The 14717-nt window shown below is 36.3% G+C and carries 15 protein-coding genes; 5 read left to right on the plus strand and 10 right to left on the minus strand.

Going from position 1 to position 14717, the window contains the following annotated elements; translation table 11 throughout:
* Positions 1-2 precede the first annotated feature (2 nt).
* Positions 3-860 (minus strand): carbon-nitrogen hydrolase family protein, encoded by an 858-nt coding sequence (locus ACFPM4_RS13430; RefSeq protein ID WP_382352640.1) that lies wholly within the window; start codon positions 858-860, stop codon positions 3-5.
* A gap of 170 nt (positions 861-1030) precedes the next feature.
* On the opposite strand from ACFPM4_RS13430, the gene ACFPM4_RS13435 reads away from it, so the two are divergent.
* Both ACFPM4_RS13435 and rluF read left to right on the plus strand, forming a co-directional pair.
* Positions 1031-1486 carry a staygreen family protein gene (locus ACFPM4_RS13435; protein ID WP_382352643.1) on the plus strand — a complete coding sequence of 152 codons (456 nt, stop codon included), beginning with the start codon at positions 1031-1033 and terminating at the stop codon, positions 1484-1486.
* A gap of 75 nt (positions 1487-1561) precedes the next feature.
* Positions 1562-2269, plus strand: a complete 708-nt coding sequence (gene rluF, locus ACFPM4_RS13440; protein WP_382352646.1) for a 23S rRNA pseudouridine(2604) synthase RluF — start codon at positions 1562-1564, stop codon at positions 2267-2269.
* 121 nt (positions 2270-2390) lie between these two features.
* Here rluF and ACFPM4_RS13445 read toward each other — a convergent pair whose 3' ends face one another.
* The 6 genes from ACFPM4_RS13445 to ACFPM4_RS13470 form a co-directional block, all read right to left on the minus strand.
* Positions 2391-3323 carry an FAD:protein FMN transferase gene (locus tag ACFPM4_RS13445; protein ID WP_382352649.1) on the minus strand — a complete coding sequence of 311 codons (933 nt, stop codon included), beginning with the start codon at positions 3321-3323 and terminating at the stop codon, positions 2391-2393.
* Between the two features lie 115 nt (positions 3324-3438).
* A complete protein-coding gene (locus tag ACFPM4_RS13450; RefSeq protein ID WP_382352652.1) occupies positions 3439-4629 on the minus strand; it encodes an NAD(P)H-dependent oxidoreductase in 1191 nt (396 codons plus the stop codon).
* A gap of 19 nt (positions 4630-4648) precedes the next feature.
* Positions 4649-5254: an NADPH-dependent FMN reductase gene (locus ACFPM4_RS13455; protein ID WP_382352655.1), complete on the minus strand. Its 606-nt coding sequence runs from the start codon at positions 5252-5254 to the stop codon at positions 4649-4651.
* A 304-nt stretch (positions 5255-5558) separates the two neighbouring features.
* Positions 5559-6491 carry a family 43 glycosylhydrolase gene (locus tag ACFPM4_RS13460; protein ID WP_382352658.1) on the minus strand — a complete coding sequence of 311 codons (933 nt, stop codon included), beginning with the start codon at positions 6489-6491 and terminating at the stop codon, positions 5559-5561.
* A 71-nt stretch (positions 6492-6562) separates the two neighbouring features.
* Positions 6563-7444, minus strand: a complete 882-nt coding sequence (locus ACFPM4_RS13465) for a glycoside hydrolase family 43 protein (protein ID WP_382352661.1) — start codon at positions 7442-7444, stop codon at positions 6563-6565.
* A 159-nt stretch (positions 7445-7603) separates the two neighbouring features.
* Positions 7604-8086: a nucleoside deaminase gene (locus ACFPM4_RS13470; protein ID WP_382352664.1), complete on the minus strand. Its 483-nt coding sequence runs from the start codon at positions 8084-8086 to the stop codon at positions 7604-7606.
* Between the two features lie 193 nt (positions 8087-8279).
* Here ACFPM4_RS13470 and ACFPM4_RS13475 point away from each other — a divergent pair, with 193 nt between their 5' ends.
* On the plus strand, positions 8280-9869 hold the full coding sequence (locus ACFPM4_RS13475) for an acetolactate synthase large subunit (protein ID WP_382352667.1): 1590 nt from the start codon (positions 8280-8282) through the stop codon (positions 9867-9869).
* A 95-nt stretch (positions 9870-9964) separates the two neighbouring features.
* Here the strand turns inward: ACFPM4_RS13475 and ACFPM4_RS13480 are convergent, their stop codons facing one another.
* Positions 9965-11044, minus strand: coding sequence for a helix-turn-helix transcriptional regulator (locus tag ACFPM4_RS13480; protein WP_382352670.1), 1080 nt, complete (start codon positions 11042-11044; stop codon positions 9965-9967).
* Positions 11045-11176: 132 nt separating this feature from the next.
* Complete coding sequence (locus ACFPM4_RS13485; RefSeq protein ID WP_382352673.1) at positions 11177-12139, minus strand: helix-turn-helix transcriptional regulator; 963 nt, start codon at positions 12137-12139, stop codon at positions 11177-11179.
* 100 nt (positions 12140-12239) lie between these two features.
* Between ACFPM4_RS13485 and ACFPM4_RS13490 the strand changes: the two genes are divergently transcribed.
* Both ACFPM4_RS13490 and ACFPM4_RS13495 read left to right on the plus strand, forming a co-directional pair.
* Positions 12240-12719: a GyrI-like domain-containing protein gene (locus tag ACFPM4_RS13490; RefSeq protein WP_382352676.1), complete on the plus strand. Its 480-nt coding sequence runs from the start codon at positions 12240-12242 to the stop codon at positions 12717-12719.
* An 11-nt stretch (positions 12720-12730) separates the two neighbouring features.
* The gene (locus ACFPM4_RS13495; protein ID WP_382352679.1) at positions 12731-13192 is read left to right on the plus strand and encodes a phage tail protein; all 462 of its coding nucleotides are present in this window, start codon (positions 12731-12733) and stop codon (positions 13190-13192) included.
* A 113-nt stretch (positions 13193-13305) separates the two neighbouring features.
* Here ACFPM4_RS13495 and ACFPM4_RS13500 read toward each other — a convergent pair whose 3' ends face one another.
* Entirely contained in the window at positions 13306-14649 is a 1344-nt protein-coding gene (locus ACFPM4_RS13500; RefSeq protein WP_382352682.1) for a cyclic 2,3-diphosphoglycerate synthase, read from the minus strand.
* Positions 14650-14717 lie beyond the last annotated feature (68 nt).

Consider the following 14717-nt stretch of genomic DNA (forward strand, 5'->3'; position numbering starts at 1 on the left):
CCTCATTTCCAATCAGAATAGAGATCTGTTCTTCGATCACGCCACGTTGTAACTGAACCTTTTTCACGCACATCATATAGTAACTGCAAATCAAGATCCGCCGTCACAATCATGTCATGATTAATTTCACCTTCCACAAGGATACCCCTTGGCGGGAATGGAATGTCATTCGGAGAAATCACAGCAGCTTGACCATAATTTAAGCGCATAAAATCAACAGTTGGAAGAGAACCGACTGTGCCTGTTGTAACTACATATACTTGATTCTCAATCGTTCTCGCATGGCTTGTATATCGAACACGATGAAAGCCATGTTGATCATCTGTACAAGAAGGACAGAAAATGACATCTGCACCTTTTGCCTTTGCCATCCTAACTATTTCTGGAAATTCAATATCGTAACAAGTTAACATTGCGATAGTTCCCTTATCTGTTTCAAATACTTGGAGGTCTTCCCCAGCTGACATATTCCATTCATTTACTTCAGTCGGAGTAATATGAAGCTTAGCCTGCTCTGCTACCCTCCCATCTGGATAAAACAAATGGGCTACATTATACAAACGATCCCCTTTGCGCAGGACATGTGTCCCACCAATAATATGCATATTAGTGCGTTTTGCTAAATCTATAAATAGGGAACGATATTGCTCTGTAAAATCCGGCAGATTGCTGATTTTTAGAGCTTCACCTTGCTCATCTCCTGTCGACATTAATTGTGTCGTAAAAAACTCCGGAAACAGAACAAAATCAGCTTCAAACTCCTCTGCTGTTTTAATGTAATGTTCCACTTGTTTTGCAAAGTCATCAAAAGACTGGATTGTATGAAGATGGTATTGAACTGCTGATACTCTAAGTTTCATAGGCGCCTCCTTTAAAACTGATAATTTTATTTATTTTACCAAAATTAAGAATATAAAACTATTATTTGGATATGAAGATTTATAGTCATGTATCATTATGATGATGATTTTTCATGCTCATATCCCCGTGATTCTGCATATGGATACAAAAACAATAGGAGTTGAATGGATTGAGCACTTTTAACCCGGAAAAGCTATCTGTATTTCACATGAATGGAACTACTGCAACGGCACCTGTTATTCCTAGACGTTACACTCTAACCCACTCTGATACTACAGGTGAACTTTTTCTTCATATCGGCTCTGTATATGCTTGGAATAACATAAACACATTACGCGATGAGGTTATAGGCGAGTGGAAAGTATATGGAAATTCTTTTGTTTTTTGCGCTTCCGTACACTTGGATGAAGGGGAATATGAATTAAATATTGTTGCAAAACGAAATGAAATATTTAGACGGGAGCTACCTTTGGCTCTCGAAGCGATCAGATACGGCGATATGGGGCTATTCATGACATATCCTTGGTTAAGCCAAACTCCCATCATCATTCAATTCCATTCCATGTATCCGCAATATGCTAAAAAAGAAATTTGGGGAACATTCAACACTTTATTTCCTAAGTAGAGTTTGTGTTCCATCCCTAAAATAAAGTATATTTAATATCTAATAAAAGAATTGTCTGATGAAGGATGGGTCAACATGCGCATTAATAAATTTATTAGTGAATCTGGTAAAGCTTCTAGACGAGGTGCTGATCGTTTAATTACAGATGGAAGAGTTACGATAAATGGAAAACGAGCAACAATTGGAAGTCAAGTAGAACCTGGTGATGAGGTCCGTATAGATGGGAATCCTATAAGAGTTGCCAGGGATAATGTTTATATAGCATTAAATAAACCTGTAGGGATTACGAGTACCACAGAAAAAGGAGTAAAAGGGAATATAGTTGATTTGGTTAACCATCCGTTAAGAATATTTAATATTGGCCGACTCGACAAAGATTCTGAAGGATTAATACTACTTACGAACGATGGCGATATAGTAAATAAAATACTGCGATCTGAAAATAAACATGAAAAAGAATATATTGTTTCTGTAGATAAACCAATTACACCTGAGTTTTTAGAGAAAATGGCTTCAGGTGTGAAAATATTAGGTACAAAAACACTTCCTTGTAAGGTAACTCAATTATCAAAGTATGAATTTAATATCATTTTAACCCAAGGCTTAAACCGACAAATCCGACGCATGTGTGCAGAATTAGGGTATGACGTATACCGCTTGCAAAGAATTCGAATCATGAATATTCATTTAGGCAATCTCCCAACGGGGCAATGGCGGGATTTATCTAAGAAAGAAAAAGCTCAATTATTTAGGGAATTAAACTACGAACCAAATGAATGGTAAAGATTCATTATCATCCACAGTGATTATTCAAGGAAGGAAACACTGTGGATGGATACACAAGGCTACATGTTAGCACAATGATGTATGCCCCCCTCTAATTCCAATGTATTTACCCTCTCCCTTAATTTGATTCGATAATATATGGTTTAAGTGATTCCGAGTAACACAGTTCACCGGTTTTAGTAACAACAATACCTGCTACATCATCTATAGTATTTAATATATCTATTATTTGGTGAGATGACTGTCCAAATAATCGACTAGTCCATATTTCTCCATCTACTGACTTTTTGGATACAATTGTTAGCCCTGCTATTTCTGACGTAATTGGATATCCTGTGTTAGGATCTAATATATGATGATATGTTTGATTATTCATTGTGAATTTTCTCTCATAAATCCCTGAAGTAACCACGGATTGGTTTAATGCCTTCACAATTGCGATATAATTTCCTCGCGGTAGGAAAGGATGTTGAATTCCTACACGCCAGTATTCATCCTCATGATTAGGAGATCTCCCATACGTCATTACGTTTCCACCTAAATTAATTAGAGCCGCATTAACATTCATTGATTCTAATTCAGTAATAATAAGATCAGCAATATACCCTTTTGCCAATGCACCCAAATCAATAAACATCCCTTTATTTCTTAAAAACACGGTCTGTTTATGATCATCCAGAATAATATCCTTAGCATTTGTTTTGCTTAACAGAGACTGGATCTCTTTATTGGAAGGAATATTCGCATCTTCAAATCCAATCCGCCATGCTTGAACAAGTGGACCAATGGTAATATTCAAAGAACTACTAGCAGAAGTGCTATGCTCCTTGCCTATTTTAATTAATTCATACAAATGAGGATGGACTTTCACCGGCCTCATTCCTGCGTTTTTATTTACTTCCATTAGTTCTGAATTAGGATTATGAGCACTAAATCGTTGCTCATTCTCTCTCAAAAACAAAATCAACTCATCCAGAATGAAATTAGCATGGTCATGTTCAACTGATAATTGGATTATCGTTCCCATCATATGTATTTCACGACTTTGCATAGTAGGGATGCCCTCCTTTCTAAAGAATTATTAAAAGAGGCCATGTAGACCTCTTTTTCATTAGCTCTGTTAAACTCTATTGTCAACAACAATGAATTTTAACAGAACCTTTTCATTAATTATCCTTAACAGTTGCACCTGAAACTGTATCTACTTTAGACGTAGCTCCTGACACTGCATCCACATTACTACCCGTTAACTGTTGACCCGTTTGTTCTAGATACCAATCAATAATTGGTTTAATATCTTGTACATATTCATTGATACCAAGATAATTTCCTTCTTCGTCTCTAATAGCTTGGTAGCTATGAACAACAAACTTATCTGGTCCGTGTGTAGGTACATGGGTTCTTACTACATCTTCTTTCTTATTCCGTAATTGTTGGATGACCCAAGCAACACTGCTAAAAGCTCTTTTTGGGTGGCATTCAGCAAGTGGATAACCTACTTGTTCAGGTCTTCGTGATGCTAACATGTCCTCTGCATCAAATTTATGATTATAGTACAGGAATTGATTATTACTATCTGCATATGTTAGTTCTGCTGGCATAGATTTCAAGAAATAATTTAACTGATCAACCGTTAAAATACCACGGTCTAGTTTAACATACGTACTTCCTTCTACAGCTCCTACTTTTTCAGCAGCTTGTTCCACCCAGTCATCTGCCATCATGTCGACACCTTGAATCGTTGTATCGATCGTTCCAGTAGCATATAAATCCTCTGTACTGGATAAATCTTTCATCCCTTCTGGGGCGTCTATCACATTTATGACTTTAATGAAACGGATAAATTTCTTTATACAAGTTTCTAAAAACTGCACTGTTTTCGAGTCTTTTAAGTTTCCATCATCATCAAACGCTTTATGAACTTGTCCTAATAAAAATTCATTACCAGGCATAACTACTGCATTTACACCAGGTGCATCTAAAACTTGGCGTAAATGTAATTGCGAGCGAGATGAGCCTTGCACATCATATGATGCCCCGACTATCATCACCGGCTTTCCATCGAGAGGGTGTATTTTAAAGGATAGCCACTCGAGAACACTTTGCAGTGCGGATGGTATCGTATGATTATACTCTGGAGTAGCAATAATCACTCCATCTGCATTGAGAATTTTATTTTTTAGATTTTGAATCGGAACACTATCCGTTTGATCATTCGATTGATTAAACATTGGGATATCTTTTATATCCACAACATCCACATCAATTAATTTTTTAAAACTTCTAGCAATGTATTGTAATAATAGTCTGTTGTATGAAAAATCGGCATTTGATCCAACTATTCCAACAATTTTCATCGGTAAGCCTCCTAGTAAATTAATTATCCTCCCAAGAGAATTTTTGTGTTTTCGGCATATCAGTATGTTTCTTATAAACTAATTGATTGGTAATATCTACAAAATGTAAGAAATCTGAAAAGATGCCCTCAAGTTCTTGTATCTTACTTTGATCATTCAGATTACCATTTTCATCAAAGGCTTGTAATGAATAACCTAATAAGAACTCTGAGCTCGGCATAATTCGAGCTCTCAATTCCGGCGCATCCAATATTTGTCGTAAATGTGTTTGTGAACGGGAAGATCCTAATTTTCCATATGATGCTCCTGTAATCATTACTGGTTTATCCATCAGCGCTTGAGTAGTGTAGGACAACCATTCTAAAGCACTCTTTAATACCGCAGGCACGGAATGGTTGTATTCCGGAGTACTAATAATCACTCCTTCTGCTTCTAATATTTTATCTGTCAACCTTTGTACTGCATCAGGTGCCTTCCTATCTTTCGGCTTATTAAATGCCGGCAATTCCTTTAATTCAAAAAGCTCAATACTTGCCTTCTCTGCAAAATGTTTTTGAATAAATTGTAGCAAAAGACGATTCGTAGATTTATCTGAGTTGGTTCCTACTATACCTAAAAGTTTCATTAATTTTATTGCTCCTTTCCATAAATATGTACATGGCAATATTCAGTACAAAAATCTCAATTAATTAGCATGTACAAATGAATAATATCCATACATTTGAATAGATCTATTCACTTGTACTATCCCCTATATATTTAAGGGAAAACTTACGATATCAACCAATAAGTTTGTGAACTATATCACAAACTTATTATAATACATTTTTTTCATAAATACAAGCATATACCCGGAGCTAAAAATGATAAAAAAAACAGTAAATCTTTCATTTTGAAAAATTTACTGGGTAACATGTTACCATTCCTAATTATTTTATTTCTGTCATGAGAGATTCAAATGAAACTGGTTCAAGAAAGCCATCTTCATTAAATGAAAGCTCTGCTAGGCAGACCTCACGATTATGTCCACGCGCATGACCTGTTACAGTTTTCATTGCTTCTTGAGAAAAACGATGAAATGCGATAATATAACGATCTTCTTCAGGCAATGCTAGAATACTATGATGCCCGGTTGCTAAAATATTTTTCTCCACATTTTTGCTAAGGATCGTGTACTTATATTCAACTGGACCAAATAGAGAAGTTGAAACTCCATAGTTCACATGGTAATTTTCACTACCAGTATCGTCACAAGACCAAGTGAAGTGATATAACCCATCACGTTTAAATACTTCCACAGCCTCTCTGAAGTCATACAAGCCCTCATAGTTTCGTAATGTTGTAACATCGACACTAATCATATCCGGATTCATTTTTACGATGACACCATCTCCCCCATTACCAAAGAGCATATAGTAATCACCATTTTCCTCATAAATCGCTGGGTCAATCACCTGTCCGATGGAGATATTATGCTCCCTCATTAATTCAATTGTAAGTAATGGTTCAGCCTCCGCTTTAAACGGACCAGTTGGTGAATCACTAGAAGCTACACCAATACAGGAATGGCCATCAGGGCGTTTGCCACAGAAGTAGAAAAAATACTTATCTCCCCTTTTAGCTGTACACGGTGCCCAAGCATTACTGACTGCCCAAGGAACTTGGTCTGTTTTAAAATCAACAATTACATTTCCACGTTTAAATTCATCCGTTAGTTGTTTCGCACTAAATACACTGAATTCATCCCCACCCCATCCTTCATATCCATCTGTAGTAGGGTAAATATAATATGTATCACCAAACTTTACTAAATCCGGGTCAGCATATAGTCCTTTTATTACGGGATTATTAAATGTTGTCATGGAGATCACTCTTTTCTATTTTTATATGATTCTAGTAATCTAAGTCAGCTCTACCTCAAGAAAAATATAGTTTATTTATAATGAGATAAAATCCTTTCATACTCTTCCTCCGTTATGCTTAAAACACTTCCATGACGTTTTTTCGTTTTTCCGAAATCATATTCTTCCTTCGGCTTAGCTACAAAATCCCTTTTTCCTAATTGATCAGTTTCTAATATCATGTAACCTAAGTTTTTGGCAAACTGGTCTACGATTAAGTACCAAGTACCATCGGCAACTTGATATGTTTGTGGTCCTTCTACTCCAGCCAAATCTGCTAAAACCGCTGAATGTATTTCCTTATATTCTCCTGTAAGCTGATCAGAGAATTCCATGATAATACGGCTTGTTGTTTCATCTTTTGTCAGGCGGTAATAGAAACCATCACTATAAGCAATTGTCGTATCGATTACATCTCTGTCCTTTTCAACAAAAACAAAAGGTTCTTCAAATGAGACAAAATCCTTCGTATAGGAAGCATAGATTCTGTGTTTTCCCTCCACCTTCGATGCCCAAAAAACAAGAAACGCTTGTTTATCTTCATCATAAACTGCTTCTGGAGCCCATACATTCCCCGCCCCCTCAACACCTACTGTTACCGCACGTGGACCTTTCCAATTTACTAAGTCATTTGATTCCCAAATAATGATATCGCGACTCCCATTTTCTTGTGCATGCTGCCAGCCTAAGCCTTTATGAATTTGTAAATCGGTAGCTATGATGTATACTTTATTCGTCTTCGGATCACGGATTAAAAATGGATCACGTAAACCTTCTTCTCCGATAGTAGATATGAGTACGGGTTTCCCATCGTTTACGTCATAGAAATGGTTTCCATCTTTACTAATACTGAAATAAACCTGTTCTCCTAATTTGTCTTCACCAATGAAATGTGCGAATAGAAAATTACTCATTTATTTTCTCCTTTAATAGTAATAACTTCATCTTACCAATAGTTGTTTACGCTTTCAAAATATCTATTAATCTGCTTATTAAATTTTTTGTCCTCTACTAACCTAGGATAATAGAAGAGTAGAGGACTTTTTTCCAATCTACTTTAGATTTTCCTAAGTTTATCGCTTTTTCATATAAAACTGCTGATGAAGCTCGCAAACTTGCTCTGCCAGTTCAGGAACAGGGCCGTCTACTACCGTATCACGAATAACATCTTGAATTGGTAGATTCCGAACACGCCCTGGACTAACGCCGAGTGCACTTAACCATTGTACCAACTGTTCAGAAGAACTTGCATAAACGATTCGACCTAAACCAACCCATCCGTGGGCCGCAGCACACATAGGGCAATGTTCGCCGGATGTATATACGGTAGCCTTACTTCTTTCTTCTATTGTCATGTTTTCAGCTGCCCATCTTGCCAACGCAAACTCTGGATGCTGGGTATGGTCACCACCTGCAACGTGATTATGATCTTCGAAAAGCACTTCTCCGTTGGCCGAGATAAGTATGGACCCAAAAGGTTCGTCGCCTTTCTCAAGCGCGGTTTGTGCGAGTTCGATACAACGTTCCAAGTGCTTCAAATCTACATCACTTATCATAAAAGAACCCTCCTCTTCTTATTTTATACCTTACATCTATTAATCCCTAAAAGATGAAAAGCGTCAATAAAAAGGACTGACGCAGTATAACTTAGCGCTAGTTCAAAGGTAAAGTAAAAAATATAGAGGGTGTTTTTGCGAATTTGGTGGGAATATTATAAAAAAACACTGACTAATAGAGGGGCGTAGTTTAATGAAAGCAACTAATTTACTTGTTCAATGCTTAGAGAATGAAGGCGTTGAATATATTTTTGGGATTATGGGAAAGGAAACGCTTGATCTTATTAATTCTTTGTCCAATTCAAAAATTCAGTTCGTAAATGTACGCCATGAACAAGGAGCAGCCTTTATGGCAGATGTTTATGGTAGATTATCCAATAAGGTGGGGATTTGTTTAGCAACATTAGGACCTGGAGCAACTAATTTATTGACTGGTATAGCTAGCGCAAACCTAGACCACTCACCGGTTATCGCTATTACAGGACAAACAAGCTTTGAAAATCAACATTCTGAAGCTCATCAATACTTAGATGTAGTTAAAATATTTGAGCCAGCTACAAAGTGGAGCGTTCAAATTAAAGAAGCACAAACAATACCCAAACTCATCCGTAAGGCATTTAGAGTTGCACAAATGGAAAAGCCTGGTGCTATTTTAATGGAGTTACCTGAGAACATAGCATCACAGGTTGTCCCCACGCAACCATTACCCATAATACCTATCCCAAAAGTTGCTCCTACTTTACAAGCTATAGAGGATGCTAAAACAATAATAGACAAGTGCAAAAAGCCACTAGTCATTTTCGGAAATGGAGTAATCAGGCAACAAGCTATACGTGAACTTTTAACTTTTATAGTAAAACTACAAGCACCTGTTATCCATAGTTTTATGGCAAAAGGTGTTATACCTAAAGACCATCCCCTCAATTACTTTACTTTTGGTTTTAAAAAGAAGGATGAAGTATTACCTTTGATAGAGCAATCTGATTTTTTAATTGTGATTGGTTTTGATGGGATAGAAAGTCCACCTAAGGAATGGAATAGATGGAAGCACCCTATTTTACATATAGATTCTCTTCCAGCAGATATGGAGGAATATTACCCTGTTCAGGCAGAATTGGTTGGTGATTTAGATGAGGTAATAAATGCACTTAATAAATCGGAATTTGTAGCCAAACCATGGGCTCCGACTGGAGGACTAAAGGAGAAAATTAAATCAGCATATCAAATAGATATAGATGTGAAGCAACACTTACCAATTACTATAGAGAGTATCTTACATGTGATTGAAAAAAACGCGACCGACAAGACGATTGTAATTTCAGATGTAGGCGCTCATAAGCTATCTATTGCTCGTACCTATCAACCAAAACAAGCAGGTCGTCTTATCATCTCCAATGGTTTTGCCTCCATGGGTATTGCTATTCCTGGTTCTATTGGCGCTAAATTGGCTTGTCCAGGAGATCCGGTTATTTGTATTACTGGGGATGGTGGAGCGCTAATGAATATATCTGAGATAGAAACTGCCAAGCGACTTAATCTATCACTGGTCATTATTGTTTTAAATGATGCAACATTAAAATTAGAAGAACAAATGATGCAAGAGAAATTCAATAATAGCTTTGGTACGGCCTTTGGAAATCCTGATTTTGTACAGCTTGCTGAAAGCTTTGGAATAAAGGGAGTAAGGCCTAAACAAATAAATGATTTAGAAGTTGCATTAAAAAATGGTGTAAACGAGTCCAATGAAATTACACTAATTGATGTGCAATTAGGGAACGAATAGGTATATGCAGGAAGATAAGAGAGGCTGGTACAAGAACATATAAGCATTGATACTTTGTCTCAGCCCTCTTCTATCAACCTTCAAAGTAAATCTTATTATTTAACCGTTTTATCAATTAGCTCTATATACTGTGTATCCCCGTATCCCAGTGTTGGGAAAACGTTAAATAATTGTTTTAGCAATTCAGATTTTGGTAAATGTTTATTTTTTGAAATATATTTTACAACGATATTATCTTCTCTCTTCATTTCTAAAAATAGTTCTATTGCCTGGTACATCACTGGAAGTAGTTCGTTTGTTGGCTTTCGTTGATGGACTAGCACTTCTTCGTAAACAGAATAATAGTTACCTAACGTAAGCTCCGTTTGACTTACTTTAAATTCATCTTCTCGAAAGCTATTATAAAACACTTTTCCTTTATACTGCGACTGTTCAAGATAGGCAAGAACAGTAAGAAGATTCATTTGACAAAACATGTCTTCTCCAAACCATAAAACAATATAGTTATAGTTCTTCTTCAAAAGATGATGTAATGGTTCTATTACCTTATTTCTGTAATTCTCTATAGTCTCTCTATGCCCTGCCGCTCTCGTTTCTATAAACTGCTGATTGAAAATAGGTGCAGTCGTCGGATTTACACACATTGCTTCATTAAAAGGCGCGTAATCAGATTCTCCCATAAGCTTTTTATTTTTAAATTCCTCATACATTATCTGACCGTTTAATATATTTAGAACATCTTTTTCAAACAATTCTTGCTTCCTATTTCTTAATTTTTCAACCTCAGTTTCTCTGGAAATATTCATTCTCCATCCATCCTCTCCCTGACGAATATTAAGTTTTGCAAACGATTGAATAGGCATTTGATTGAGTTGAAACTCTCTAGGACTAACACCAAAAACAGTTTTAAAAGCTCTACTATAAGCTTCTTGTGATGAATAACCATAATCAAAGGCAATATCGATTATTTTTCGATTGTTCGCCAAATCTTCGGTAGATAAATACAACCTTCTAAGTAATATGTAACGTCTAATGCTTATTCCTGTAGCCTGATGAAATTTAAAAGAACAATAATAAGGTGAATATCCCATATAACTAGCTAAGTCCTCAAGCGAAAATTCCTCTTTTAAATTGGCTTCAATCCAATCAATTACCTGCTGTATATACTCATTCATTTGCCTCACTCCTAAATAAAATTATAGATTATATAATTTTATTTTTTTGATAGTTGTTGCGCTTGGACAAAACTTTCTTATAATAGCGAGTATTAATAGCACGGTTATGCTACAGGTTTTAAGCTTTACTATCTATGGGCAAAATAAGGATATTCTATCTTGTATACCATTTATAATTGCTTCTGGGATTTCTCTTATCTTAATATCATTACCGAGAAAAAGAAGCCAATTGGTTGTTTCGCTTACTTCTTCTGGATCTTGAACATTTATAAAAGACTTTAGAATGGCAGTCGTTTGGTATGGGTTCGTATAGGAAATTGAAAGTTTCAAAGGATGGTATTTTTTAAACTGGGCGATCCCCTTTGGACCAAGCTCAAGGATCAGGTTTATTACCTCTTCCTCTTTGCTTATTTTGTCCATTATTTTACTTTTGCTTATTTCTCTTTTTGGTGAATAAGGCTTGACATCCGTGAGTTTAGAGACCGGAAATATCCCTCTCTTTTCCTCTTTTAAGTCAAAACCTTCAATCAGCCATGCTCCTTTTTCATGATAAAGATGCAAGAGATAAATTGGATAAGACTTCGTTTCCTTCTCGCCTTTAATTGTAATCAATAAATAGCGCTCCATAAGAATGATTTGGATTAGCTTCTCTAACACAGGGTCGGGGAGGTCTGACAAGTCAAGTAAATCAGGATTATATGGGTTTGTTCCTTCAAAAAGTAAAAGTTGATTTAGTAGTACAAGATCATCTTGCTGGTTTTCAGAAATGAGGCCTAATAATTTCTCAGCTAAAGACTGTCGACTTCTTAAATAAGGAAGTTGTTGATTTCTTGTAGCCATAAATGCGATAAAAAGAGCTTTAATTTCATTATCAGTAAATCGTACAGCGGGCAGGACAGAGTTATTCATGACAAAATAACCTCCATCCCTTCCGACTTCGGCTACTAGAGGCATCCCCATCGCTTCAATTTCTCTAATATCTCTAATAGCTGTCGAACGTGAGATGTTAAATTCCCGCATAATTTCTGAGATTGTAAACTGAGCACGGTTATTAATAAACCGCATGATTGTATTAATTCGTTCAACTTTTTTCATGGAGCCCACCTAAACAGTATCATTTTTTGACACTATTTAAGTTTATCATAAACGTAGCAAGGAACAAATAAACCAATTAATCGAAAGGATGAATTTGAAAATGGCAGATTATCTTTTAGAAGAAAAAGACGGGTTTAATGTTTTAGGGATTGGTACGGAGCTTAAGAGCGATTACATGGACTTTGCAGGTATAAACAAGGAAAAAGCTGACTTTTGGCAAGCAGTCCATGAGGATGGAACAATTGATAAGTTAAGAGAAATTGCAGCAAATGACTACCTTTTCGTTGTAAATGAAGCAGTGAATAACAAGATGATGCATTATGTTGGTGTCATGACAAAAGAGTCTCTACCTGAAGCATCTAGAATGATCCAATTTCCGAAAGGCGAGTACATCGTTGTAAAAGGAAAAGCAGAATCAGAAGAAGAGTTGAGTAACAAGCTTACTGGTATTGCCTTTGGTCAAGTCTTACAAGAAGCAAATAATGTCGCTTATGTTGGCGGACCTAATACAGCTGTATTAATGGGGAACGAAGATGATTTAAAATATGGAGAAATGTGGATTCCTGTTATAAGAAAATAAGGAGGGATTGTATGTTTACCGTCGATTTTAAAGATGTTTCTACTAGCGGTTTGCACACATCACCTGTAGCTGAAGCGCTCGCGGGTTTACGTGCAAATGAAGCCCGTTACTTTATGAATAAATATAAACATGAATTTACAGTAGTACCGGCTAGTGAAAGCCAAGAGACACTTGATTATGTGAACAAAATTTTAAAGGAAGAACGAGATATTACATTTGCAGCAAGGCCTTTAGAAACATCACATTTTCAAGTGGAAAATATTAAATTTGCTTATGTCTTTTATGAGGATGGTCTTTCCGTCAACGTCATGTATACCGTTGATAACCCTAAAAAGCGCGCAGTTGGTTTCAAACTATCAGACGGGATGGAGATACCGAAAGAATTAGAGGAGAAATTCAAATTTGCAAAGCAGAAATCGAAATTGGCTGGAACCATTCGGGGCTCGTTTTTTATAATAAAAGGAGAATATTAATAATGACAAAAGCCAAACTATCTTGATATTCAAGCATTAGTTTGGCTTTTAACATTGTGTGCTATTACTAAAAAAACTAGCGGCACCTATTTACCGCTAGCCTTTTCGAAATTTTATTTCACTAGTTTATGTTCTTCTATAAAGTCTTTTAATATATCGACTAGGTTTGGTTTCGTAATTTCATCTAGATCATAGTGTACACGTGTGCTCGGTTTATTAATTGAAATAACACGAGTTAAATCCATCGGTGTACCAATGATTACTGCATCACAATCCGCATTATTAATTGTTTCTTCAAGGTCCTTCAATTGCTGCTCACCATACCCCATCGCTGGAAGGACATTTCCGATATGTTGATATTTATTAAATGTGTCATTAATTGTGCCAACCGCAAATGGACGTGGATCGATGATTTCCTTTACACCGAGGCGTTCAGCTGCAACTATACCTGCACCAAGCTTCATTTCCCCATGTGTTAATGTCGGACCATCTTCTACGACTAATACACGTTTCCCAGCAATTCTTTCCGGATGTTCAACGGTAATTTTTGATTCCGCCTTAATAATCATACTTTCTGGAATAGCTGATTTTATATTATTCTCTACAATTTCAACAGCTTCTTCTGATGCACTATCCACTTTATTAATAATGGCTACATCAGTTGTTCTTAAACATACTTCGCCTGGGTAGTATTTCAGCTCATGACCTGGACGATGTGGGTCCAACACAGTGATAGCTAAATCAGGCTTGTAGAAGGAGAAGTCATTATTGCCTCCGTCCCATAAAATAACGTCACAGCCATCAGGGTCCTTTTCCGCCTCAGCCAAAATATCAGCATAATCTACACCTGCATAGATAATATTTCCACGTGCCACATGTGGCTCATATTCTTCCATTTCTTCAATCGTACAGTTATGTTGCTTTAAATCCTCCACCGTAGCAAAGCGCTGAACACGCTGCGCATTTAAATCACCATATGGCATTGGATGTCTTATTGCAACTACTTTTAAATCATGTTCAAGAAGTGTTTCAATAACTTTTCTTGACGTTTGGCTTTTACCAGTTCCAGTTCGTACTGCACATACAGAAATGACAGGCTTATTACTTTTTAGCATCGTACTATTTGGCCCTAGTAATTTGAAGTTAGCTCCCGCTGCATTTACGATGGCACTAACCCCCATTACAGCTTCATAACTAACATCACTATACGCAAATACACATTCGTCCACTTGTAATTCCTTGATTAATTCTGGTAACTGATCTTGTGAATAAATAGGAATACCATTTGGGTATAGTGCACCTGCCAATTCACTTGGATATTTACGTCCATCAATATCTGGTATTTGTGCTGCTGTAAAAGCAACGACATTATATTCTTCTTTATTACGGTAATATGTATTAAAGTTGTGGAAGTCTCTTCCTGCCGCACCTATAATAATAATATTTTTTCTCTTCATAGCTCTCTCCTGTATATAGCAATCTATTATTATAATTATAACTAGTTTTGTATATTAATACAACAACA

Source organism: Lederbergia graminis (assembly GCF_042655485.1).
GTDB classification, from domain to species: Bacteria; Bacillota; Bacilli; order Bacillales; family Bacillaceae_C; genus Lederbergia; species Lederbergia graminis.